22 protein-coding genes are annotated in these 23,652 nt (G+C 56.4%); 3 read left to right on the top strand and 19 right to left on the bottom strand.

Going from position 1 to position 23,652, the window contains the following annotated elements:
- Position 1: 1 nt before the first annotated feature.
- From pabC to yceD, 9 genes are all read right to left on the bottom strand, one after another.
- Positions 2 to 811: an aminodeoxychorismate lyase gene (gene pabC / locus OOJ60_RS16800; protein ID WP_200033411.1), complete on the bottom strand. Its 810-nt coding sequence runs from the start codon at positions 809 to 811 to the stop codon at positions 2 to 4.
- Positions 812 to 927: 116 nt separating this feature from the next.
- Positions 928 to 2,169: a beta-ketoacyl-ACP synthase II gene (fabF, locus tag OOJ60_RS16795; protein WP_042283721.1), complete on the bottom strand. Its 1,242-nt coding sequence runs from the start codon at positions 2,167 to 2,169 to the stop codon at positions 928 to 930.
- Positions 2,170 to 2,254: 85 nt separating this feature from the next.
- Complete coding sequence (gene acpP / locus OOJ60_RS16790) at positions 2,255 to 2,491, bottom strand: acyl carrier protein (protein ID WP_000103754.1); 237 nt, start codon at positions 2,489 to 2,491, stop codon at positions 2,255 to 2,257.
- Between the two features lie 200 nt (positions 2,492 to 2,691).
- Positions 2,692 to 3,426: a 3-oxoacyl-ACP reductase FabG gene (gene fabG / locus OOJ60_RS16785; protein ID WP_042283724.1), complete on the bottom strand. Its 735-nt coding sequence runs from the start codon at positions 3,424 to 3,426 to the stop codon at positions 2,692 to 2,694.
- 12 nt (positions 3,427 to 3,438) lie between these two features.
- A complete protein-coding gene (gene fabD / locus OOJ60_RS16780) occupies positions 3,439 to 4,368 on the bottom strand; it encodes an ACP S-malonyltransferase (protein WP_042283726.1) in 930 nt (309 codons plus the stop codon).
- A gap of 15 nt (positions 4,369 to 4,383) precedes the next feature.
- Positions 4,384 to 5,337, bottom strand: a complete 954-nt coding sequence (fabH, locus tag OOJ60_RS16775) for a beta-ketoacyl-ACP synthase III (protein WP_042283728.1) — start codon at positions 5,335 to 5,337, stop codon at positions 4,384 to 4,386.
- A 77-nt stretch (positions 5,338 to 5,414) separates the two neighbouring features.
- Positions 5,415 to 6,491 (bottom strand): phosphate acyltransferase PlsX, encoded by a 1,077-nt coding sequence (plsX, locus tag OOJ60_RS16770; RefSeq protein ID WP_072014948.1) that lies wholly within the window; start codon positions 6,489 to 6,491, stop codon positions 5,415 to 5,417.
- Positions 6,492 to 6,574: 83 nt separating this feature from the next.
- The gene (rpmF, locus tag OOJ60_RS16765) at positions 6,575 to 6,748 is read right to left on the bottom strand and encodes a 50S ribosomal protein L32 (protein WP_000290727.1); all 174 of its coding nucleotides are present in this window, start codon (positions 6,746 to 6,748) and stop codon (positions 6,575 to 6,577) included.
- Between the two features lie 16 nt (positions 6,749 to 6,764).
- Positions 6,765 to 7,286: a 23S rRNA accumulation protein YceD gene (gene yceD, locus OOJ60_RS16760; RefSeq protein ID WP_042283732.1), complete on the bottom strand. Its 522-nt coding sequence runs from the start codon at positions 7,284 to 7,286 to the stop codon at positions 6,765 to 6,767.
- A gap of 197 nt (positions 7,287 to 7,483) precedes the next feature.
- On the opposite strand from yceD, the gene OOJ60_RS16755 reads away from it, so the two are divergent.
- Complete coding sequence (locus tag OOJ60_RS16755) at positions 7,484 to 8,068, top strand: Maf family protein (RefSeq protein ID WP_205612112.1); 585 nt, start codon at positions 7,484 to 7,486, stop codon at positions 8,066 to 8,068.
- Between the two features lie 97 nt (positions 8,069 to 8,165).
- Here OOJ60_RS16755 and rluC read toward each other — a convergent pair whose 3' ends face one another.
- Entirely contained in the window at positions 8,166 to 9,113 is a 948-nt protein-coding gene (gene rluC / locus OOJ60_RS16750; protein ID WP_205612113.1) for a 23S rRNA pseudouridine(955/2504/2580) synthase RluC, read from the bottom strand.
- A 572-nt stretch (positions 9,114 to 9,685) separates the two neighbouring features.
- On the opposite strand from rluC, the gene rne reads away from it, so the two are divergent.
- Positions 9,686 to 12,934 carry a ribonuclease E gene (gene rne, locus OOJ60_RS16745; RefSeq protein WP_205612114.1) on the top strand — a complete coding sequence of 1,083 codons (3,249 nt, stop codon included), beginning with the start codon at positions 9,686 to 9,688 and terminating at the stop codon, positions 12,932 to 12,934.
- A 42-nt stretch (positions 12,935 to 12,976) separates the two neighbouring features.
- Here rne and OOJ60_RS16740 read toward each other — a convergent pair whose 3' ends face one another.
- Positions 12,977 to 13,912, bottom strand: coding sequence for a LysR family transcriptional regulator (locus OOJ60_RS16740; protein WP_205612115.1), 936 nt, complete (start codon positions 13,910 to 13,912; stop codon positions 12,977 to 12,979).
- 110 nt (positions 13,913 to 14,022) lie between these two features.
- Here OOJ60_RS16740 and OOJ60_RS16735 point away from each other — a divergent pair, with 110 nt between their 5' ends.
- Positions 14,023 to 15,216 carry an MFS transporter gene (locus OOJ60_RS16735; protein ID WP_205612116.1) on the top strand — a complete coding sequence of 398 codons (1,194 nt, stop codon included), beginning with the start codon at positions 14,023 to 14,025 and terminating at the stop codon, positions 15,214 to 15,216.
- 77 nt (positions 15,217 to 15,293) lie between these two features.
- Here OOJ60_RS16735 and flgL read toward each other — a convergent pair whose 3' ends face one another.
- The 8 genes from flgL to flgE form a co-directional block, all read right to left on the bottom strand.
- Entirely contained in the window at positions 15,294 to 16,247 is a 954-nt protein-coding gene (gene flgL / locus OOJ60_RS16730) for a flagellar hook-associated protein FlgL (protein WP_042283746.1), read from the bottom strand.
- A 14-nt stretch (positions 16,248 to 16,261) separates the two neighbouring features.
- A complete protein-coding gene (gene flgK / locus OOJ60_RS16725) occupies positions 16,262 to 17,902 on the bottom strand; it encodes a flagellar hook-associated protein FlgK (protein ID WP_042283749.1) in 1,641 nt (546 codons plus the stop codon).
- A 65-nt stretch (positions 17,903 to 17,967) separates the two neighbouring features.
- Complete coding sequence (gene flgJ, locus OOJ60_RS16720; RefSeq protein WP_181823048.1) at positions 17,968 to 18,918, bottom strand: flagellar assembly peptidoglycan hydrolase FlgJ; 951 nt, start codon at positions 18,916 to 18,918, stop codon at positions 17,968 to 17,970.
- Positions 18,918 to 20,015, bottom strand: coding sequence for a flagellar basal body P-ring protein FlgI (locus tag OOJ60_RS16715; RefSeq protein WP_042283752.1), 1,098 nt, complete (start codon positions 20,013 to 20,015; stop codon positions 18,918 to 18,920). Before OOJ60_RS16715 ends, flgJ begins: the two co-directional genes overlap by 1 nt.
- A 12-nt stretch (positions 20,016 to 20,027) precedes the next feature.
- Positions 20,028 to 20,726: a flagellar basal body L-ring protein FlgH gene (flgH, locus tag OOJ60_RS16710; RefSeq protein ID WP_042283754.1), complete on the bottom strand. Its 699-nt coding sequence runs from the start codon at positions 20,724 to 20,726 to the stop codon at positions 20,028 to 20,030.
- Positions 20,727 to 20,783: 57 nt separating this feature from the next.
- Positions 20,784 to 21,566, bottom strand: a complete 783-nt coding sequence (flgG, locus tag OOJ60_RS16705) for a flagellar basal-body rod protein FlgG (protein WP_042283756.1) — start codon at positions 21,564 to 21,566, stop codon at positions 20,784 to 20,786.
- 13 nt (positions 21,567 to 21,579) lie between these two features.
- Positions 21,580 to 22,335 (bottom strand): flagellar basal body rod protein FlgF, encoded by a 756-nt coding sequence (locus tag OOJ60_RS16700; RefSeq protein WP_042283758.1) that lies wholly within the window; start codon positions 22,333 to 22,335, stop codon positions 21,580 to 21,582.
- 20 nt (positions 22,336 to 22,355) lie between these two features.
- Positions 22,356 to 23,630, bottom strand: a complete 1,275-nt coding sequence (gene flgE, locus OOJ60_RS16695) for a flagellar hook protein FlgE (protein ID WP_205612117.1) — start codon at positions 23,628 to 23,630, stop codon at positions 22,356 to 22,358.
- Positions 23,631 to 23,652 lie beyond the last annotated feature (22 nt).

The following is a 23,652-nucleotide window of genomic DNA, read 5'->3' as shown; positions in this document are numbered from 1 at the left end:
ACTAATTCGGATACTCACACAGTGGGGCCAGGAATTCATAGAGCGCGCGTGAAGAGAACGGCACAGCGTCAAAAGCGCCCACAGGAATAACCGGCATCAGCGCGTTACAAACCACGATTTCGTCAGCGCGGCGGACATCTTCTTCACGGGCACTGGTTTCGACAACCCGAAAAGACGATTGTGCCAGCTGCTGCAAACAGAATTGTCGCATTATGCCGTTGACACCTGCCAGATCGAGACGCGGTGTATAGACCACATTGTCTTTTCGCCAGAACACATTAGCCGCACAGCATTCCGTAACCCAACCTTCGCTGTCAAGAACCAGCGCCTCATCCGCCTCCGTCTGCTCAAGATGAGAACGAATCAGGACCTGTTCAAGACGGTTAAGATGTTTGATCCCGGCAAGCAGCGGGTTGCGACCAAGACGAACCGGGCTGAGGGTTAGCGTGATTCCTCGATTTCGCCAGTCATCGAAATGCGTCGGATACGGCGAAACGGACAGAATTCGGGTAGGCTGCGAGCAGTTTGCCGCGCTGTAGCCTCGACCGCCGCTGCCGCGGCTGATGATCACCTTCAGCACGCCACGTGAATGCCCCATGGCAAGCGTGTTCATTTCACGCTCAAGCTCGTCCCAGAACTCAAAGGCGATCAGCAGTTTATTACAGGCATCCTGCAAACGCCGGAGATGCGCAGCCAGATGGCAAAGCTGACCGTCTAAAATACGTACGGTAGTAAAGCAGCCATCGCCAAACTGTATTGCGCGATCGCTTGCAGCAAGCGATTCCTGTTCACGACCATTTATCAAGAACATAGTGGCTCCTCATCGGTGGCCCGTTAGTGTGGCAGGATGACGAGTGCAGGACAAGGGAAGAAAACGCAATAAAAAAGGCCCGACGAGCGGACCTTTAAGCAACAACGGACAGGCGGTTAGATCTTTTTGAAGATCAAAGAACCGTTCGTACCGCCAAAACCGAAGGAGTTACACAGCGCATACTCCATTCCACTGACCTGACGCGCTTCGTGCGGAACGAAGTCCAGATCGCAACCCTCATCCGGATTATCCAGGTTAATGGTTGGCGGAACAGCCTGATCGCGCAGCGCCAGGATGGAGTAGATGGATTCTACCGCGCCTGCCGCACCCAACAAGTGACCGGTCATGGATTTGGTAGAGCTGACCATCACGCGGCTTGCCGCTTCGCCAAAGACAGACTTAACCGCCTGCGCTTCAGCTTTATCGCCTGCCGGGGTAGAGGTCCCGTGCGCGTTGACATAGCCAATCTGGCCCGGTTCAATCGCCGCATCACGCAGTGCGTTGACCATCGCCAGCGCCGCGCCTGCGCCATTTTCCGGCGGCGACGTCATATGGTATGCATCGCTGCTCATCCCGAAGCCAACGACCTCAGCATAAATTTTCGCGCCGCGTTTTTTCGCATGTTCATACTCTTCGAGTACAACCATCCCGGCACCGTCGCCGAGCACAAAACCGTCACGCTCTTTATCCCACGGGCGGCTTGCCGCTTGCGGGTTGTCGTTACGTGTGGACAACGCACGCGCTGCGCCAAAGCCCCCCACGCCCAGCGGCGTACTGGCTTTTTCAGCACCGCCCGCAACCATCGCGTCCGCGTCGCCGTAAGCAATGATACGTGCGGCATGACCGATGTTGTGTACGCCTGAGGTACAGGCGGTTGCGATAGAAATGCTTGGCCCACGCAGGCCATACATGATGGTCAGGTGGCCTGCCACCATGTTAACAATCGTCGACGGAACGAAGAATGGGCTGATTTTACGCGGTCCACCGTTCACCAGAGAACTGTGGTTTTCCTCAATCAGACCGAGACCACCGATACCGGAACCAATAGCGGCGCCAATACGGGTTGCGTTCTCTTCCGTTACTTCAAGGCCAGAATCCTGCATGGCCTGGACGCCAGCGACAATTCCATATTGAATGAAGGCATCCATCTTGCGCTGTTCTTTACGCGAGATGATGTCATCACAGTTAAAATCCTTTACTAAGCCAGCAAATTTCGTTGCATAGGCGCTAGTATCGAAATGGTCGATCAGGCTGATGCCACTCTGACCGGCAAGGAGAGCTTTCCAGGTAGACTCTACGGTATTGCCGACAGGAGACAACATGCCCAGTCCGGTCACAACTACACGACGCTTAGACACGGTTGTCCTCCAGGGAGGGAAAAAAATTCTAGTGGGACAAAAAGATAAAACTCAGGCGGTCGAATGACCGCCTGGAGATGTTCACTTACGCCTGGTGGCCGTTGATGTAATCAATGGCAGCCTGAACGGTGGTGATTTTCTCAGCTTCTTCGTCCGGAATCTCAGTATCAAACTCTTCTTCCAGAGCCATTACCAGCTCAACGGTGTCAAGAGAATCTGCGCCCAGGTCTTCAACGAAAGAAGCATTGTTGGTAACTTCTTCCTGCTTAACGCCCAGCTGTTCGCCGATAATTTTCTTAACGCGTTCTTCGATAGTGCTCATACTCTTAAATTTCCTATCAAAACTCGCTTTCGCGATGGTTTTCGTAGTGTATAAAATGTTGAAAAATTTGCAACTAAATCCCGGCAGGTCTTACCACGATTTTACGCTATTTTGCGGCTTTTCACCCAAATAACGCAAATATTTTTCTACGCATTTTCCTTCAGACTGCTCCAGCCTGGCCGAATTTGCGTAGCTCGTGGTCAAACCATATACATTCCGCCATTGACGTGCAGGGTTTCACCAGTGATGTAACCCGCCTCGTCAGAAGCTAAAAATGCAACCGCGCTGGCAATTTCTTTTGGATCGCCTAAACGACCCGCAGGTACTGCCGCCAGCGTACCCGCACGCTGCTCATCGGTCAGCGCACGCGTCATGTCCGTTTCAATAAAGCCCGGAGCAACAACGTTTACAGTAATGCCGCGTGACGCAACTTCGCGCGCCAGCGATTTACTGAAGCCAATCAGACCTGCTTTCGCCGCAGCGTAATTGGTCTGACCCGCATTTCCCATGGTACCAACCACAGAACCGACAGTGATAATACGTCCATGACGCTTTTTCATCATAGCGCGCATTACCGCTTTTGACAGGCGGAAAACAGATGAAAGATTGGTTTCGAGAATATCGTTCCACTCATCATCTTTCATTCGCATCAGCAGATTGTCGCGAGTGATACCGGCATTATTGACCAGGATATCGACTTCACCAAATTCTGCGCGAATTTTTTCCAGAACGGATTCGATAGATGCAGGATCGGTCACGTTCAACATCAGACCTTTGCCTTTCGCACCTAAGTAATCGCTAATGGCCTGAGCGCCATTTTCGCTGGTCGCTGTACCGATAACGGTCGCGCCACGGGCAACGAGCGTCTCTGCAATAGCGCGGCCAATACCGCGACTTGCACCGGTAACCAGCGCGATTTTTCCTTCAAAACTCATGGTTTTCCTCTTTTATTGCTCAAGCGCCGCAGATACCGCCGCCGGTTCATTCAGCGCCGAGGCGGTCAGGGTATCGACAATGCGTTTCGTCAGACCGGTGAGGACTTTACCCGGACCGACTTCGTAAAGGTGTTCCACGCCCTGCGCGGCCATAAACTCAACGCTACGGGTCCACTGAACCGGGCTGTACAGCTGGCGAACCAGCGCATCACGAATCGCGTCAGCCTCGGTTTCACATTTCACATCCACGTTGTTCACTACCGGCACTGTCGGCGCGCTGAAGGTGATTTTCGCTAATTCAACGGCCAGTTTTTCCGCAGCGGGTTTCATCAACGCGCAGTGCGACGGTACGCTTACCGGCAGCGGCAACGCACGTTTCGCGCCGGCAGCTTTACACGCGGCGCCCGCGCGCTCTACCGCCTCTTTGTGCCCGGCGATAACCACCTGTCCCGGCGAGTTAAAATTCACTGGCGAAACCACCTGGCCTTCCGCCGCGTCTTCGCAGGCTTTAGCGATAGAAGCATCATCCAGACCGATAATAGCAGACATGCCGCCTGTGCCTTCCGGTACCGCTTCCTGCATGAATTTACCACGCAGTTCCACGAGACGCACCGCATCAGCAAAATTGATGACGCCCGCGCACACCAGCGCAGAGTATTCACCCAGGCTATGACCCGCCATCAGCGCAGGCGCTTTACCGCCCTGCTGCTGCCAGACGCGGTACAGTGCGACAGACGCCGCTAACAGCGCAGGCTGGGTCTGCCAGGTTTTGTTCAATTCTTCCGCTGGCCCCTGTTGAGTCAGCGCCCACAGGTCGTAGCCCAGCGCCGCTGAAGCTTCAGCAAACGTTTCTTCTATAACCGGATAGCTTGCCGCCATATCGGCCAGCATCCCAACGGTCTGCGAACCCTGTCCAGGGAACACAAATGCGAATTGCGTCATGTTTAAATCCTTATACTAGAAACGAACCAGCGCGGAGCCCCAGGTGAAACCACCGCCGAAGGCTTCAAGCAGAACCAGTTGCCCGGCTTTGATACGCCCGTCGCGCACGGCTTCATCCAGCGCGCACGGTACGGAAGCCGCAGACGTGTTGCCGTGACGGTCCAGCGTGACCACAACGTTGTCCATCGACATACCCAGTTTCTTCGCCGTCGCGCTGATAATACGCAGGTTAGCCTGGTGAGGAACCAGCCAGTCGAGCTGCGAACGGTCCAGGTTGTTGGCCGCCAGCGTCTCGTCAACGATATGCGCCAGCTCGGTTACCGCCACTTTGAACACTTCGTTACCCGCCATCGTCAGGTGAATCGGGTTGTCCGGATTCACACGATCGGCATTCGGCAGCGTCAGTAATTCACCGTAGCTGCCATCCGCATGTAAATGGGTGGAGATAATGCCCGGCTCTTCGGATGCGCCGAGCACAACCGCGCCTGCGCCATCGCCAAAAATAATAATAGTGCCGCGATCGGTCGGATCGCAGGTACGAGCCAGCACGTCGGACCCGACGACCAGCGCATAGTCAACGGCGCCGGATTTCACGTACATATCGGCCACGCTGAGCGCGTAGGTGAAGCCCGCACAGGCCGCCGCGACGTCAAACGCCGGGCATCCTTTAATGCCCAGCATGCTCTGGATCTGGCATGCCGCGCTGGGGAAAGCATGAGTTGCTGAGGTGGTCGCCACCACTATCAAGCCAATCTGATCTTTATCAATGCCCGCCATTTCCAGCGCCCGCTGCGCTGCGGTGTATCCCATCGTTGAGACGGTTTCATCCGGGGCGGCAATATGGCGCTCACGGATACCTGTGCGAGTGACAATCCACTCGTCAGAGGTATCGACCATTTTTTCCAGATCGGCGTTAGTCCGCACGTGTTCAGGCAGATAGCTGCCAGTACCAATAATCTTCGTATACATGTACGCTCAGTCACTTTTTGGTTATATACCGCGGATCAACAACGACGAAGAGGCCGGGCGCGTTAGCCACATCGCTGTCAGTGTGGCTGCGATGTGTCGCCATGACCCACGTCCCGCCGTTCGAATCCAGTCGGGTATACAGATTCCAGGCGAGCGGCAATTCGCTGAGGAACTTGTCGCTGCACCGCCTGCACTGCCTGTTCAATCGCGACTGTGAAGGCTCGCTGATTGGCCGCACCATGACTCTTAATCACCGTGCCGCGCAATCCTAACAGACAGGCGCCATTATACTGGTCGGGGTTGAGGTGACTGAATCGCCTCGTCAGGCTTTTTTGTAACCAACGTTTTACTATCAGCAGCCACCACGACCGTTTTTTACCCTCACCCTGAGATTTCAGCAGTGAAAGGAACATTCTGACAACCCCTTCCATCGTCTTTAATGTGACATTGCCTGTAAAACCGTCACATACCAGCACATCCGTTTTTCCCGTCAATAATTCATTGGCCTCGAGATAGCCGATGTAATTGATGGAGGAGATCGTTTTTAGCACAGCCGAAGCGTCCCGAATACTGTCGAGACCCTTAGTTTCTTCTTCGCCGATGTTGAGCAAGGCCACGCGAGGGTTATCAATGCCAACCACTTCTTCCGCGAGCACCGAGCCCATAATCGCAAACTGCACCAGCATCGTGCTGTCGCAATCGACGTTAGCCCCTAAATCCAGGACCACCGTCTTCCCTTTTTGCTGATGCGGCAACACCGTGACCAGCGCGGGACGCTCAATGCCGTCCAGCGGCTTGAGCAATAATTTTGCCAGCCCCATCAGCGCCCCAGTATTACCGGCGCTCACACAGGCCTGCGCTCGCCCTTCTTTCACGAGTTCCAGCGCCACCCGCATGGAACTACCGCGACTGGCGCGGATAGCCTGCGAAGGCCGGGCATCACTGGCGATAACTGACTGCGCAGGGATAATCTGCAGACGCGAACGTTGTTCAAAGTCAGCTTTAGCAAGTAATGGCGTGATTGTATCGGGATCCCCGACTAAAAGAAGTGTGAGTTGTGAATTAGAATTCAGTGCCTGCAATGCTGCAGGCACTGTCACGGAAGGGCCGAAATCTCCCCCCATGACATCTAACGCCAGGGTTAGACGTGTCAAGGTATCTTCGCCGCCTGGTTTGGTCATTCCCCGCCTGAACGGGGAAATTCCTCACTAAGCTTCATCACGCGAATAACGCGTGATTACTTAGCGATGACCTTGCGACCGCGGTAGTAACCGTCGGCGGTGATGTGGTGACGCAGGTGTTTTTCACCAGAGGTTTTGTCTACAGACAGGCTGGTGACTGCGGTCAGCGCGTCATGGGAACGACGCATGCCACGTTTGGAACGGGTTGGTTTATTCTGTTGTACGGCCATGGACCTTACTCCTCAATTACTTACGCTTTAAGCTGGCTAATACGGCAAATGGGTTTGGTTTTTGCGCTTCATCAGGCAGTTCCCCAAAGACCATGTCCGCCTCGGACACTTCACAGTGTTCAGAATCATGCACCGGAACTACCGGCAAGGAGAGGATGATTTCATCTTCAACCATTGCAAGCAGATCGATTTCACCGAATTCGTTAACCTCAATCGGCTCATACGCTTCCGGGAGTGCTTCAGCCTGTTCGTCAGAACGAACCGGACTAAAACAATACGTTGTGTGAACCTGATGGGTAAACGGCTTACCGCAACGCTGACATTCGAGCGTGACCGAAACCGCAGCGTCGCCGGTAATTACGGCGAGACGTTGGTTGTCGATAGCGAACGACATCGAGCATTCCACATCACTGTCCACACTGACCACAGAATCGGCGACGCGCTCTACCAGATCGGAAGTATAGATACCTTCATAATCGAGGCGTTTTTGAGCCGTACGAACCGGATCCAGAGTCAGGGGTAATTTTACCTTTTGCATAGGGCGCGCATATTAACTTTGTAACGTCATATAGTCAAAGAAAAAGGCAGCCTGCGGTTGCCTTTTGCCAATAATTCGCACACATTGCGGTTAACAGACTTATTTTCGCTCAGCAGACGCCCTGCTTGCGCGTCTGAATGACGAAAGACATAGTTTAAAATGGGTCTCATCAATACGCTATATCTGGTAGAAAAAATATGCCTAATCTTATTCTCGCTTCCACATCGCCCTGGCGTCGCGCCCTGCTGGAAAAACTGGCGATCCCCTTTGAATGCGCCGCGCCGGACGTTGACGAAACGCCGATGCCTGGCGAGAGTCCCCGTCACCTGGTCAGTCGTCTGGCGAAAGAAAAGGCGCAGTCGCTGGCCCACCGCTTCCCTGCTCACCTGATTATTGGCTCCGATCAGGTATGCGTGCTGGATGGCGAAATCGCCGGCAAGCCGTTAACAGAAGAAAAAGCCTGCCAGCAGTTGGTGAAAGCCAGCGGCAACATCATCACCTTCTATACGGGGCTGGCGCTGTATAATTCCGCGACCGGCCATTTACAGACGGAAGTGGAACCGTTTGACGTCCATTTTCGTCATCTGAGCGAAGCAGAGATAGAAGACTACGTGCGCAAAGAGCGTCCGCTGCATTGTGCCGGGAGTTTTAAAAGCGAAGGACTGGGCATTGCGCTGTTTGAGCGCTTAGAGGGTCGGGACCCCAATACGCTGATTGGCTTACCGCTGATCGCCCTGTGCCAGATGTTGCGTCGGGAAGAGATGAACCCGCTGAAAGCTTAACGCAGTGAAGCGCCTGATGGCGCTTCACTTTCAGACCCGCGGAAAGGCGCGGGAGGCAAGCGTCGTCTGATAAAACACGTCAGCGACGCGATCAGAATCATTTACGCAATGTCTGGAGACATCTTTTTAACTGCTCATCCATCGGCGCCTCAATGCGCAGTATCTCCCCCGTTCCCGGATGGGTAAACTTCAGCGCGGCAGCATGCAGGAAGAGGCGCGAAAGTCCGGTTCCCGCCAGTTGCTTGTCAAATTCGCGGTCGCCGTAGCGATCGTCAAACGCAATCGGATGCCCGGCATATTGAGTATGCACGCGGATCTGGTGCGTACGGCCGGTAACCGGGCTACAGCGCACCAGCGTGGCAAACGCATAACGCTCTTCAACTTTAAAGCGGGTTTCTGAAGGCTTACCTTCCTGACTCACACGGACGATACGCTCGCCGCTTTGCAGGATGTTCTTTAATAGCGGCGCCTGCACGTTTTTCATGTGCGATTGCCACTGGCCGCGAACCAGCGCCAGATAGTCTTTCTGCATCCCTTTCTCACGCAGTTGCTCATGCAGCGAACGTAGCGCCGAGCGCTTTTTCGCCACCAGCAGCACACCAGAGGTGTCGCGGTCGAGGCGGTGCACCAGTTCAAGGAACCGCGCCTCCGGACGCAGAGCGCGCAATCCTTCAATCACGCCGAAGCTCAGGCCGCTGCCGCCATGCACCGCCGTGCCCGAGGGCTTATTGAGCACCAGGATATGGTCATCTTCGTACAGGATGACATCGGCCAGCGCCGCCACCTTTTGCAGGTGTGGCGACACGGCGTCGTCTTCCCGCTCGGCCACGCGAACAGGCGGAATACGCACTTCATCGCCCGCTTCGAGTTTATATTCGGGTTTGATGCGTTTTTTATTCACCCGCACTTCGCCTTTGCGCAAAATGCGATAAATCATACTTTTCGGCACGCCTTTTAACTGCGTACGCAAAAAGTTATCGATGCGTTGCCCTGCTTCGTCAGCGGAAATAGCAACAATTTTTACGGATGGAGTCTCTGTTTTCATGGGGGCCGATTCTAAATAGCGGCAAGGATTCGCGCCACTCATTTTTCTATGCTTATATTTATCTTTATCTGCCGCCGCACAGCGTATTCATCACAGATTTGATGGTTATTAAACCAATCACCGCGGATAAGTGAAAAAACTGTGAGTAAGTGGGAGATAAATGGTAAAAGTCATCTTGCTATAACAAGGTTAGCAGTGGAATAATGTCACCGTTTCCGTGTCAAAACTTGTTAGAACAAGCAATTTTACGGAATGACCCATTTTGCCCGAACGATCATCCACGCAGCAATGGCGTAAGACGTATTGATCTTTCAGGCAGTTAGCGGGCTGCGGGTTGCAGTCCTTACCGGTAGATCGGATCTTCTCTGGAGAGTAACACCCAGGCAGTTCCCCTGATAACTGCGCTGTGTTTCCGTATGAAATACAGGCAACCGACACTCTGCGCCTCTTTGAGCTGACGATAACCGTGAGGTTGGCGACGCGAATAGACACGAGGCCATCGGTTCACACCCGGAAAGGCGATACTCTGCCCGCAGCTTAGTCGTCAATGTAAGAATAATGAGTAAGTTACGATGAAAAGAATGTTAATCAACGCAACTCAGCAGGAAGAGTTGCGTGTTGCCCTTGTAGATGGGCAGCGTCTGTACGATCTGGATATTGAAAGTCCTGGACACGAGCAGAAAAAAGCGAACATCTATAAAGGCAAAATTACCCGTATTGAACCGAGTCTGGAAGCGGCTTTTGTTGATTACGGCGCTGAACGTCACGGTTTCCTCCCGTTAAAAGAAATTGCCCGCGAATATTTCCCCGCCAGTTACAACGCGCATGGTCGTCCCAACATTAAAGATGTGTTGCGCGAAGGTCAGGAAGTCATTGTTCAGATTGATAAAGAAGAACGCGGAAACAAAGGCGCTGCGCTGACCACCTTTATCAGCCTGGCGGGAAGTTATCTGGTGCTGATGCCAAACAACCCGCGCGCGGGCGGCATCTCTCGTCGTATTGAAGGCGACGATCGCACCGAACTGAAAGAAGCGCTGGCAAGCCTTGAGCTGCCCGACGGCATGGGACTTATTGTGCGCACCGCAGGCGTCGGCAAGTCTGCCGACGCGTTGCAGTGGGACTTAAGCTTCCGTCTGAAGCACTGGGAAGCCATCCAGAAAGCAGCGGAAAGCCGCCCGGCGCCATTCCTGATCCATCAGGAAAGCAACGTGATTGTTCGCGCGTTTCGCGACTACCTGCGTCAGGATATCGGTGAAATTCTCATCGATAACCCGAAAGTGCTTGAACTGGCGCGCCAGCATATCGCCGCGTTGGGTCGTCCGGACTTCAGCAGCAAAATTAAACTGTACACCGGTGAAATACCGCTGTTCAGCCATTACCAGATCGAGTCGCAAATTGAGTCCGCGTTCCAGCGTGAAGTACGCTTGCCGTCCGGCGGTTCCATTGTAATCGACAGCACCGAAGCGTTAACCGCTATCGACATCAACTCCGCTCGCGCTACCCGCGGCGGCGATATCGAAGAAACCGCGTTTAACACCAACCTTGAAGCGGCCGATGAAATCGCTCGCCAGTTGCGTCTGCGCGATCTTGGCGGCTTGATTGTTATCGACTTCATCGACATGACGCCGGTTCGCCACCAACGCGCGGTGGAAAACCGTCTGCGTGAAGCGGTGCGTCAGGACCGGGCCCGCATTCAGATCAGCCATATTTCGCGCTTTGGCCTGCTGGAAATGTCCCGTCAGCGCCTGAGTCCGTCACTGGGCGAATCCAGCCATCACGTTTGTCCGCGCTGTAGCGGTACCGGCACCGTTCGTGACAACGAGTCGCTGTCGCTGTCCATTCTGCGCCTGATCGAAGAAGAAGCGCTGAAAGAGAACACTCAGGAAGTTCATGCGATTGTTCCAGTGCCGATTGCGTCCTACCTGCTTAACGAAAAACGTACTGCCGTTAACGCAATTGAAACGCGTCAGAACGGTGTGCGCTGTGTGATCGTCCCTAACGATCAGATGGAAACGCCGCATTACTCCGTACTGCGCGTACGTAAAGGCGAAGAGACACCAACCCTGAGCTACATGCTGCCAAAACTGCATGAAGAAGCGATGGCGTTGCCGTCTGAAGAAGAATACGCCGAGCGTAAACGTCCGGAACAACCTGCCCTTGCGACTTTTGCAATGCCGGATGTTCCGCCTGCGCCAGCGCCGGCGGCTGCCGAACCGGTGGTCAAAACTGCCGCGCCGAAAGCCGCAGCCGCACCGGCTACGCCTGCAGAACCGGGTCTGCTCAGCCGCTTCTTTGGCGCGCTGAAGTCGCTGTTCAGCGGCAGTGAAGAAGCGAAGCCTGCAGAGCAACCCGCGCCAAAAGCGGCAGAAAAACCGGAACGCCAGCAGGATCGTCGTAAACGTCAGAACAACCGCCGCGACCGTAACGATCGCAGCGAGCGCCGTGACAACCGCGATAATCGCAGCGAACGCGGCGACCGTTCAGAAAACGGTGAAAGCCGTGACGAGAACCGCCGTAATCGTCGTCAGGCCCAGCAGAATACCGAACGCGATAGCCGTCAGCACTCCAGTGACGTGACGGAAAAAGCGAAGGCAGCCGATGAGCCGCAACAGCCGCAGCGTCGCGAACGTAATCGTCGCCGTAGCGAAGAAAAACGCCAGGCCCAGCAGGAAGTGAAAGCGCTGAATCTGGACGAGCAGCAGACTCAGGATACCGAGCAGGAAGAACGTGTTCGTCAGGCGCAGCCGCGCCGTAAACAACGCCAGCTGAGTCAAAAAGTGCGTTACACCGACAATGCGACGGAAGCGGATGCGGTAAGTACGGCAGCAAACGAAGATACCGTTGCCTCGCCGGTCGTGGCAGAGACCGCGCCTGCGCAGAGCACCGAGCTGGCAAAAGTCCCGCTGCCTGTCGTTGCCGAGGTTGCTCAGGAGCAGGAAGATAATGGCGACGCGCGTGATAACGCCGGTATGCCGCGTCGCTCCCGTCGTTCTCCACGTCACCTGCGTGTAAGCGGTCAACGCCGTCGTCGCTACCGTGACGAACGCTATCCGCTTCAGTCACCCATGCCGTTGACCGTTGCCTGCGCATCGCCGGAGATGGCGTCCGGTAAAGTGTGGATCCGCTACCCGGTGGCCCGTCCTCAGGATATCGAGCAGCAAGAGCAGGAACTCGAGCAGGTTCAGGCGCAGCCAGCGGTAACTGAAGCGCAGGCCGTAGCCGCTGCCGTTGAGCCGGTTCAGGCCATGGCGGAGACGATTGCCGACGCGCCTGTTCAGCCGCAGGATACCGTGGAAACGACGCATCCGGAGGTGATTGCCGCCCCGGTTGACGAACAGCCGCAAATCATTGCCGACGCCGATGCGCCCGTTGCTGAAAACGTCGCCGCCGAAGCAGAGCCGGTCGCCGAAACGCAGGAGACTGCGCCGGTCGCAGAACAACCCGCCGATGTCGTGGTCGTTGAGCCTGAAGCCGTGGCGGAACCGGTTGCCGTTGAGCCTGAAGTCATTGCCGAACCGGTTAACGAACAGGACGTTGAAGCACAGGACGAAGTGGAAGTGGTCGTTTCCCCTGCGCCTGTTGCCGTCCAGGTTGAAGCGGCAAAAGAGGAAAAACCTGCCGTTGTCGCCGCGCCGGTTGAGCACAGCCACGCTACCGCACCGATGACCCGCGCGCCTGCGCCGGAGTACGTGCCGGAAGCACCGCGTCACAGCGACTGGCAGCGTCCTGCCTTCGCCTTTGAAGGTAAAGGCGCCGCTGGCGGCCACAGCGCGACGCATCACGCCTCTGCGGGTCCGACCCGCCCTCAGCCTGTCGAATAACAGGCGGACTGTCTGAGAAAGCCGACCTCCGGGTCGGCTTTTTTATTCCCCCTGCGGTTGGCGCATTCCCGCCAATTCTGGCATCACCTCTTTTATTAATTCCAGGAAACGGCGCAGTCGGGAAGGATAATAACGCGCCCACGGATAGACCAGATGTACCGGTAACGGCGCAGCCTGCCAGTCGGCAACCAGTTCAACCAGACGCCCGCTGGCGATATCTTCTTCCACTGTCCAGCTGGAGACAATCGCAACGCCCAGCCCTGCCAGCGCCGCATTGCGTGCGACGTAAATACTGTCAGTACTCAGCCGTGGCGTAATCGGGAAGCTCACCGGTTGGCGACTAATCTGATGGCTCAGCGAGACGTTATGTTGATAGAAAGTGTTGAGCGCGATCCAGGGCAGCGCAGACAACTGATGCGGTTCGCTGACAGGATCAAATTCCGCCAGTAACTCTGGCGTCGCCACCACGCTACGCGGCACTTCCGCCAGCAGCACCGACACCGTGGCCGGATCAACCTCTGCCCCCACCCGAATAGCGCAATCAATGTTGTCGCTCAGGAAGTCGACCGTTTTATCGTTGAGCATCCACTCCACTGACAGATTCGGGTAACGGGACAAAAAATGGAGTAACGGCGTCAGGAGCTGCTGCTGGCCGAAAGCATGCGGCGCGCGTACCCGCAGCGTACCTACGGGTTCGTCTTTCGCCGCGTTAAGCCCGTCCTCAAGCGCCAGCCAGGCATCAATAATGTGTTTCGCGTGCTGATAACCGCGCTCGCCGTCGTCTGTCAGCTTCATTGCATGAGTGGTACGTAACAACAGTTTGACGCCCAGCATGGCTTCAAGCGACTGTAAACGACGGCTGATAGTGGCCTGGGTAGTATTTAACTGTCTTGCCGCTGCCGAGAGCGATCCGGCTTCGACAATACGCACAAACGTCCGCATCAGCTCCACCCTGTCTATACGTTCATTTTTTAGCATGTGCTTTTTACCTATACGTTAAACGTATAACTGTTTTACCATTTCGCCTGCTACCCGACCACGGTGTATGAGAGAAAAATAGCCTCACACCCGTCATTGAGGACAGCAGTATGAACACACCTTCCCGTTGGCTTATTTTAGTACTGGCGCTGGGCGCCGGATTTAGCGTTGCCGCCATTTATTATTCCCAGCCGCTGTTGCCGTTAATGGGGGAAGATCCTGGCATGAGCATCACCGGCATGGGGTTGGTTCCCACCCTGACGCAAGCCGGTTACGCGTCAGGCATTCTGTTTTTATTGCCGCTGGGCGACCGTTTTGACCGCCGGATGTTGATTCTGATAAAGAGCGTCGTCCTTGCCCTGCTGCTACTGATCTGTAGCGTGAGCGAATCCGCCTCTTCCCTGCTGCTGGTCAGCCTCCTCATTGGCATGGCGGCCACCATGGCGCAGGATATTGTTCCGGCGGCGGCGATCCTGGCGCCGGAAGGGAAACAGGGAAAGACCGTAGGCACAGTGATGACCGGCCTGTTGCTGGGGATCCTGCTGTCACGTACCGTCAGCGGCCTGGTGGGCGAAGCGTTTGGCTGGCGTGAGATGTATCAGCTTGCCGCTGTCAGCATCGCGCTGGCAGGTCTGCTGCTATGGAAAGCGCTGCCGCCGTTTGCCGCCCACTCCACCCTGCACTATCCGGCGCTGTTAGGCACCATGGCGCAGCTATGGCGGCGTTACCCAACCCTGCGCCGGGCGGCGCTGGCGCAGGGTGCGCTTTCTGTCGCCTTTAGCGCCTTCTGGTCAACGCTTGCCGTGATGCTGGCGGAACACTACCGGATGGGCAGCGCTGCGGCGGGCGCGTTCGGCATCGCCGGCGCGGCAGGCGCGCTGGCGGCCCCGCTGGCAGGTCATCTGGCGGATAAAATGGGCGTGGAGAAAGTTGCGCAACTCGGCGCGCTGTTGGTGACACTCTCTTTCGCCGTAATGTATGCCTTACCGTTCCTGTCCGCGCCGGGTCAATGGGTTCTGATCGCGCTTTGCGCCGTCGGGTTCGATCTGGGGCTGCAGTCAAGCCTGGTGGCGCATCAGAATCTGGTGTACAGCCTTGAGCCTCAGGCCCGGGGTCGCCTCAACGCCCTGCTGTTCACGGTCGTGTTTATCGGTATGGCGCTGGGGTCGGTGGTCGGCAGTCAGGTTTACGCGCGGGCAAACTGGCCAGGTGTCGTGACGCTGGCAACGCTATGCGGTGCCGTTGCGCTGGCTATCCGCATGACGGCAAAACGCCAACCTGCACAGCCGCAGACAGAACGCTAAAAAAATGCCCGCCCCGGGGTGTACTGGAGCGGGCAGACAAAACATACCCAGTTTCTTGATATGTTTCAAAACGTGCGTTAACGGTTGAGCTGAAACAGCGACATTCCCTGCATGTCTGTAAAGGCTTTATACGAGGCCTGCAGCGCCGCCTGTTGCATAACGTACGAGGAGATCGCCTCGTTCCAGTCAACGTCGACCAGATTACTCATCTGCTGCTTTTGTCCCAGCGCGCGGTCGCTGCCTAACGTGTCGAGAGAACTGAGTTCGCTCAGTTGCGTACCCAGCTCCGCCCGTACGCTCAGCACATTGTTCAGTGAATTTTTCAGCCCGCGGTTGGTTTTATCAATCACCGCCTGAGCTTGCTCTTTCAACGCTTCATCGTCGCCTACCGCGGTATTGAGCGAGTCGATGGCTGAGTCCAGCATTCTGAACAGGTTCGTTTCGGATGGTTTACCGTCAGGCTCCGGTACCGCGTTGCTGGTAATGGAATTGAAGATGTCGCTGCCAATATGACCAATGACCATCGAGCGTGCCGAGTCCACCTGCTGCTTAATGCTTTCGGTGCCGCCGTTATAGGTCCCGTCCGCCTGCGCGAACGGAGGCGTTTCGGTTTTATAGCCAGCAAAAATATAGCGACCATTGCCGTCGGTGCTGTTCGCCAGGTTCATCAGCTGATCGCGGATCCCCTGCAGATCGGTCGCCAGCGAGGCACGGTCGTCGTCGCTTAAGGTGCCGTTTCCCGCGCTGACAATTTTCTCCTGTGCCGTCTGAATCGCCGTTGTCACCTGATTCAGCACGTTTTCTTCCAGCGAGACCTTCTGCGTGGCAAAAGTACGGGCCAGCGCGAACTGGCTGTTTTGCGCCTGCGCCTGTGAAAGCACCACGGCCTGGGATGCCGCAATAGGATCATCTGAAGGATTAATAACCCGCTTCCCCGACGACATCTGCTCACCGTATTTCATCCATTCGGCCTGAGCATTGGTGATACCACGCATGTTCTGCTGGTACATCATTTGGGTACTGATACGCATGAGTTCCTTCTCCCTTAGCGGATGTTCAACAGAGCATCAAACAATGAGTTCGCCGTTTGCAGCACCTGGGCATTGGCAAGATAGTACTGCTGAAAGCGCTGCAGGTTGCCATACTCTTCGTCAAGGTTGACCCCGGAGATCGATTGCTGTTGTCGGGTCAACTGCGTAACCACATCGTTCTGAGTGGTGCTGCTGGTTTTCAGCGTCGCAGTTTTACTGCCAACATCGCTCACCAGGGTGGCATAAGCGTCGTTAAACGATTTTGACCCGCCCACGGTGGTGCCGTCGTTTTGCAGATCTAACAGCGCCTGGCCGTTACGGTTATCGCTCGCCCCTGACGTGGCGTCTTGCGCCATGGCGATTTGCGATTCATTGGTCACCTTAACGCTCATATTCATTATGGCGTCGCCGACTGGCTTCAGCGTGAAACTGTCGTTAGCATTCGCCCCGGTTCCCACCGTCACTTCCAGACCGTCAAAGGTCAGTTTTCCATTGGTGGCGGTCGCTTCAAAGCGGGTATTATCGGCCAGGCGAGTGATTTGCCATTTTGCCCCGTCGTAGACCATTTTATAGTCGGTTGCCTGTACCGCTGAGGCATCGGTCACCGCAGCGCTCACGGCTGCGCTACCGGTATTCTTGTCGTTTTTCAGTACTGCCGGGCTACCGATGGTAAAGAAATCCGTATTGGTATTGCCATTGGCGTCATAACCCTTGCGGTGCTGCTGGTTAAATGCGTCCGCAAACGCCAGCGCCAACTGTCCCAGCGTGTTACGCGTCTTGTCGAGTTCTTCGGTACGGAAGCTGAGCAGTCCCCCCAGCGAACCTGTTGAAATCAGTTTTTCCGGAATTTCAATATTCCCGGCCTGCTCGTCAACATACGCCACGGTAATACGCGACGGATCGGCATGGGACGGAACCGCCGCCAGTTGACGCGCATTACTGCCCTGTACCAGCGAATAGCCGTTCGCCATTGTGATGTTATAGGTGCCGCCGTCCTGCACGCTGACTTCCACGCCAACCAGTTTATTCAGTTCGCTGACCAACTGGTCGCGCTGGTCCAGCAGATCGTTCGGCGATGCCCCGCCGCCCACGCCGGTCAGACGCGAAATCTGGTCGTTCAGACTGGCGATTTGCTTGCTGTAGTTATTGATCTGATCGACGCTGGAGGTAATCGAAATATTGATCTGTTTGTCCTGGTCGCGCAGGTACTGGTCGGTGGTCTTAAACTGATTCACCAGACCGTTCGCCTTGCCAATCAGCGTCTGGCGCGCCGCCGGATCTTCGGCGTTGCTCACCAGCGTTTGCAGACTGGTGAAAAAGTCCTGCATTGAGGTCGAAATGGAGCTGGTTTTGCTCGCCAGCAGGTTATCGATTTTCGACATCTGCTCATAACGGGTCGTCAGGCCACTGCTCTGGTTCTGCGCGGCGCGCAACTGATTAGTAATAAACGCATCGTATTCGCGCTGTACGCCGGACACATACACGCCGTTACCTACCCAGCCGCCAGCGCCCAGCGTGCTGTTGGCCTGCGCCATAATCGTGGTTTGTCGGGTATATCCCGCCACGTTATAACTGGAAATATTATTACTGGCAGTATTCAGCGCCGCCTGGGCTGCATTCAACCCGCTCATGGCGTTATTAATCAAGCTGGACATGGAGGTTCCTTTTAATCCTTCAGTTACAAACCATTATCGGCAGCAGGTCGCGGGACTTGAGCCATTTAGAAGAGATTGTCGAGATTTGCGCTGTAGGCGTTGCTTACCTTCTCGCTCATCGACTTCAGCTGTTGGATCATGGTGGTCAGTTTACGCGCGTAGTGGGGGTCGGTCGCATAACCGGCTTTCTGCAGCGCCTGAGCGCCCTGCTCGGCCGTGGCGGCCGTCGTAACGGCGGCATAGCGCGGATTGCGGGTAAGCAGACCGACATAATCCGACAGCGCCTCCAGATACGAACTGTAAACGCGAAACTTCGCCTTCACCTTTTTCGCTTCGCCATTCTCGTATTCGGTGGTGGTGATTTCTGTCACCGGCCCTTTCCAGCTGGCGGACGCCTTCACGCCAAACAGGTTGAAGCTCGGCTCGCCGTTCTCGCGGCGAATTTGCCGCTGCCCCCAGCCAGACTCCAGCGCCGCCTGCGCCAGAATCAGATGATGCGGCACGCCGCTTTGCTCGCTGGCCAGTCGCGCCGGCAGCGAAAGCTGCGCCAGAAAATCTTTGCTGTCGCCGGAGAGCGGTTCGTCGCTGCTGACCGGCGCTTTCGGCATTGCCTTGCTTACCAGTTGGGTCAAGGCCTGATGTTGATAGCGGGTCACCGTTTCCAGCGGGAATTTCATCGGTACCTGCGGCACCTCTTCCACCGGTTGCGCCTGCCCCTGGGTCATCTGTTTAACCATCATTTCCGCCAGACCCAGCCCTTTACCGGCGGTCATCTGTTGGGCGATCTGCTGGTCGTACATGCTGGTATACAAACGCGTCTGATCGCTGCTGAACAGGCCATCCTTCGGCAGCGCTTCACGCATGCTTTTCAGCATCATTTGTACAAACATCCCCTCCACCTGACGCGCCACCGGACGCATGTTCGCCGCCGGGTCCTGGCCCGCTTTGGCCTTCAGATCGTTCAGGGACTGCGCGTCCCAGGCGGCGCTGGCCAGCAGTTTGCTGTCGCTAATCATCAGATAATTTCCAGTTTGGCGCGCAGGCAGCCCGCGCTCTGCATCGACTGGAGGATCGACATCAGATCCATTGGCGTCGCGCCCAGCGCGTTGAGCGCCCGCACCACGTTGTTCAGGTTGGCGCTGGACCGCACGCTTTGCAGGGAGCCGCCGCTCTGGCGCAGGTCGATCTGCGTTTGTGGCGTCACCACCGTTTGCCCGCCGCCGAACGGTGTATCCGGCTGGCTGACGTTCGCCTGACGGTTAACCGTTACAGAGAGATTCCCCTGAGCCACGGCGCAGCTGTCGAGGGTCACTTCACGATTCATCACCACCGAGCCGGTACGTGAATTGATCACCACCTTCGCATCCTGCGGGGTGACGTTGACCTCCATGTTCTGAATATCGGCGAGGAAGCGGACCTGCGAACTGCCGCCGCTCGGCACCCGCACCTGAATGGTTCGTGCATCCAGCGCGGTGGCGCTGCCAAAGCCACGGGCGCGGTTGATGGTGTCCGCGATCTGCTGGGCCATGGTGAAATCTTCATTATTAAGCTGCAGATTCAGGGTATTACCCGCCCCAAACTGGCTGGGCAGCTCGCGCTCGATAATCGCCCCGTTGGTGATGCGCCCGCCGTTAAGCTGGTTCACCTGCACGCTGCTGCCACCCGCAGAGGCGCCCGCGCCGCCGACCAGAATGTTCCCTTGCGCCAGCGCATACACCTGGCTGTCGACCCCTTTTAAGGGGGTCATCAGCAGCGTGCCGCCCCGCAGACTTTTGGCGTTACCCAGTGAAGACACCACCACGTCGATGGTTTGCCCCTGACGACCAAACGCCGGGAAGGTGGCGGTCACCATAACTGCCGCCACGTTTTTCAGTTGCATATTGGTGCCGGTTGGCACCGTGATGCCGAGCTGGGAAAGCATGTTGTTCAGCGTTTGGGTGGTGAACGGCGTCTGGGTGGTCTGGTCGCCGGTACCGTCCAGCCCTACCACCAGCCCGTAGCCAATGAGCGAGTTTTCACGTACGCCCTGTACGCTGGTGAGATCGCGAATACGATCGGCATGGGCCAGCGTGGCGGCGAGAACCAGGACCAGTCCAACTACAGATTTAAACATGGAAGACCTCGCTTACATCGGGGACAGGTTAAGGAAGAAACGCTGGAGCCAGCCCATATTTTGCGCTTCGTTGATATAGCCGTTTCCGACATATTCGATACGGGCATCCGCCACCTGGGTTGACGGAACGGAGTTACTGCCGCTAATGGTGCGTGGATTAACCACGCCGGAGAAGCGGATGAATTCAGTCCCCTGATTGATGGCGATCTGTTTTTCACCCACGACATGTAAATTACCGTTGACCAGCACCTGATCGACGGTCACGGTCAGCGTGCCGCTGAAGGTATTGCTGGCGTTTGCCCCTCCTTTACCGTTAAAGGTGTTACCGCCGGACGCTTCTACGTCGGCACGGGCATTGCCAAACAGTCCTTGCAGATAACGCGGCACGGTATCAAAACCAAAGTTGGTTTTGCCGTCGCGGCTGGCGTTCGCCGACGAGCTTTTACTGGCGCTGACGTTTTCCTGCAATACGATGGTCAGCGTGTCGCCAATATTACGCGGGCGACGGTCTTCAAACAGTGGCTGATAGCCATAGTTGATGGGCTGCGCGGACTGAAAAATCGAACCATTCGCCACCGGCGTCGGTCCCGGAACAGGCTGGGCCGAGGTCGCGCCCTGTACCAGCGGCGTGGAAGGGATCCAGGCGCATCCTGACAGCGAAACCACCAGCAGGGCCATGATCGGGTAAGCGTGCGCAGCGTTTTTTTGCATTGCCTTTATCTTCTGAAACCGGGAGCCGGTGACGCTTTCGCCTCACCGGGCATCACCTTAGAGTTGCGTCAGTTTTTGCAGCATCTGATCGGTCGTTGAGACCGCTTTGCTGTTGATTTCGTAAGCGCGCTGAACCTGGATCATGTTGACCAGTTCTTCCGCGACGTTAACGTTTGAGGTTTCGACATAGCCCTGATACAGCAAGCCCGCGCCGTTCAGCCCCGGCGTGCTCTCATTCGGCGCGCCGGAAGACTGGGTTTCGGTGTACAGGTTTTCGCCGATACTCTCCAGGCCGGTGTCATTCATAAAGGTGGTCAGGTTGAGTTGCCCCACCTGCACCGGGGCTGCCTGTCCCTGCTGGGTCACGCTGACAACGCCGTCGCGGCCAATAGTAATGCTCAGCGCGTTTGCCGGAATGGTGATCGCAGGTTGAACCTGGAAGCCGCCCGCCGTCACCAGTTGACCATTCTGGTCAACCTGGAACGAACCGTCGCGGGTGTACGCCGACGTGCCGTCCGGCAGCATTACCTGAAAGAAGCCCTGACCTTTAATCGCCACATCTTTACTGTTGTTAGTCTGCGACAGGTTGCCCTGGCTGTGCAGGCGTTCGGTCGCGACAGGTCGTACGCCGGTACCGATTTGCAGACCCGAAGGCAGGGTAGTCTGCTCGGAAGACTGTGCGCCAGGCTGGCGAATCGTCTGGTAGAGCAGATCTTCAAATACCGCGCGCTGGCGTTTAAAACCATTCGTGCTGACGTTTGCCAGGTTGTTGGCAATCACATCCATATTGGTTTGCTGCGCGTCCAGGCCGGTTTTGGCGATCCATAATGAACTGATCATAAAATGTCCTGTATTAACTCATCGACAGCAGTTGGTTAGCGCGCCCGGCGTTGTCATCCACGCTGGTGATAACCTTCATCTGCATTTCAAAACGTCTGGCGTTGGCGATCATGTCGCTCATCGCGGCCACCGCATTGACGTTACTGCCTTCCAGTACCCCTGACATGACGCGGATCGTCGGGTCAGCCTGCAATACCGGACCACGGGCGGCCTGAGTCGCGGCGGTCAGACGGAACATTCCGTCGTCGCCGCGCTGTACTTCATTCCCTTCAGCCTTTACCAGCTTCAGACGTCCTACCGGGGCCACCGTGTTCGCCGGATCGCCCGGATTCAGCGCCGAGATAGTGCCGTCGGCGGCAATGGTTATCTCCGACCCTTCAGGCACCGCTATCGGCCCGGCTTCGCCAATTACCGGATGCCCCTGAATAGTCAACTGACCGGTGGGGCCCACCTGAATATTGCCGTTGCGGGTATACCCTTCGCCGCCGTCGGCGGTTTGCACCGCCAGCCAGCCGTCCTGCTGCAGCGCCACGTCCAGCGGACGCGAGGTGTAGTCCATCTGGCCCGGCGTCATGTTTGCCCCCGGCGTGGAGGCCGTTACCAGCGTCCGGGTGGGCAGCGACAGCCCTTCAACCGGAACCGCTCGCAGTGCGGTAAGCTGGGCGCGGAAGCCCGGCGTCGAGGCATTTGCCAGGTTGCTGGCCGTTACCGCCTGCTGATTCAGGGTCTGGCTCGCTGCCCCCATTGCGGTATAGATTGCGTGATCCATTAAGCTATCCCGTCAGGCGCTTAGCGCAGGTTAACCAGCGTATTGAGGATCTGATCCTGGGTTTTGATGGTCTGCGCGTTCGACTGATAGTTACGTTGCGCGACGATCATGTTCACCAGTTCTTTACTGAGATCCACGTTCGAGGACTCCAGCGCACCGTTGGTCAGTTTGCCGAAGTTACCCGTGCCCGCCGTACCCAGCAGCTCAACGCCGGATGCCTGGGTCGCCGCCCAAACGTTATCGCCCTGTGACGACAGCCCTTCGTTGTTGGCGAAGTTCGCGAGCACGATCTGCCCCAGCACCTGCTTTTGCTCGTTGGAGTAGTTGCCCACCACGGTACCGTCGTCGTTAATCTGGTAGCTGACCAGGTCCCCCGGCTTGTAGCCGTTCTGGGTGGTGGCAATGACGTTGTTCGCACCGGTGTTCTGCTGCATGGAGTTCTGCAGGCTTAAGGTGAATTCCGCCGGTTCCGCGCCGTTTACCGTGCCGGAGGTGATCCGGAAGGTTGGCGTGGCATTCGGCGTGCCGCTCAGCACCCAGTCCTGGGCCGGTACGCCAGCGTTTGGGGTATATTCTTCTACGTTATCCAGTGCGCCGTTCTCGTCGAACTTCATCTGGGCGGCTTTCACCAACGGCGAGTTGGCTACGCTGGAATCCTGAGTCCAGACGTCCCAGGTGTTATCGCCGGTTTTCACGTAAAACACGTTGATGTCGTGCTGGTTGCCCTGGCTGTCGAACACGGTCAGCGGCGCGCGCTTGTTATAGCTGTCAGCATCGGTCGGTGAAAACGGCTTGTTAGCGGGCACTTTATCTGACGAGTTGAGGTTAATCTGCATCGCCGCGGTATCGGTACTTTTCGCGCCCATCAGCGTGTTCGGGATAGTAATCGGCCCCGGGTTCGCCCCTTGCTGAATGGTCGGCGGCGTGCCGGCTGCCGGGTAACCTGTCAGTTGCATCCCCTGCATATTCACCAGATTACGGTTTTCGTCCAGTTTGAACTGGCCGTTGCGGCTGTAGAAAACGGCGCCGTTGCTGTCCACCAGACGGAAAAAACCGTTCTGGCTGATGGCGACATCAAGGCCGCGTCCGGTATTGGTGGTGGTGCCGTCGGTAAAGTCCTGGGTGATACCCGCCACTTTTACCCCCAGCCCGACTTTGGAACCGGCGAACATATCCGCAAACGAGGCGGTACCCGATTTAAAACCGTACGTGGCGGAGTTAGCGATATTGTTACCAATGACATCGAGGTTGGTGGCTGCGGCATTCAGACCGCTAACCGCTTGTGAAAAGGCCATGTTGACTCCTGATAAGTGAGAA

The sequence above is a fragment of the Citrobacter sp. R4 genome, assembly GCF_026719175.1.
In the GTDB taxonomy this organism is placed as follows: Bacteria; Pseudomonadota; Gammaproteobacteria; order Enterobacterales; family Enterobacteriaceae; genus Citrobacter_A; species Citrobacter_A sedlakii.
The sequence above is the reverse complement of the archived record's forward strand: the minus strand, read 5'-3'. Positions and strand labels throughout refer to the sequence as shown.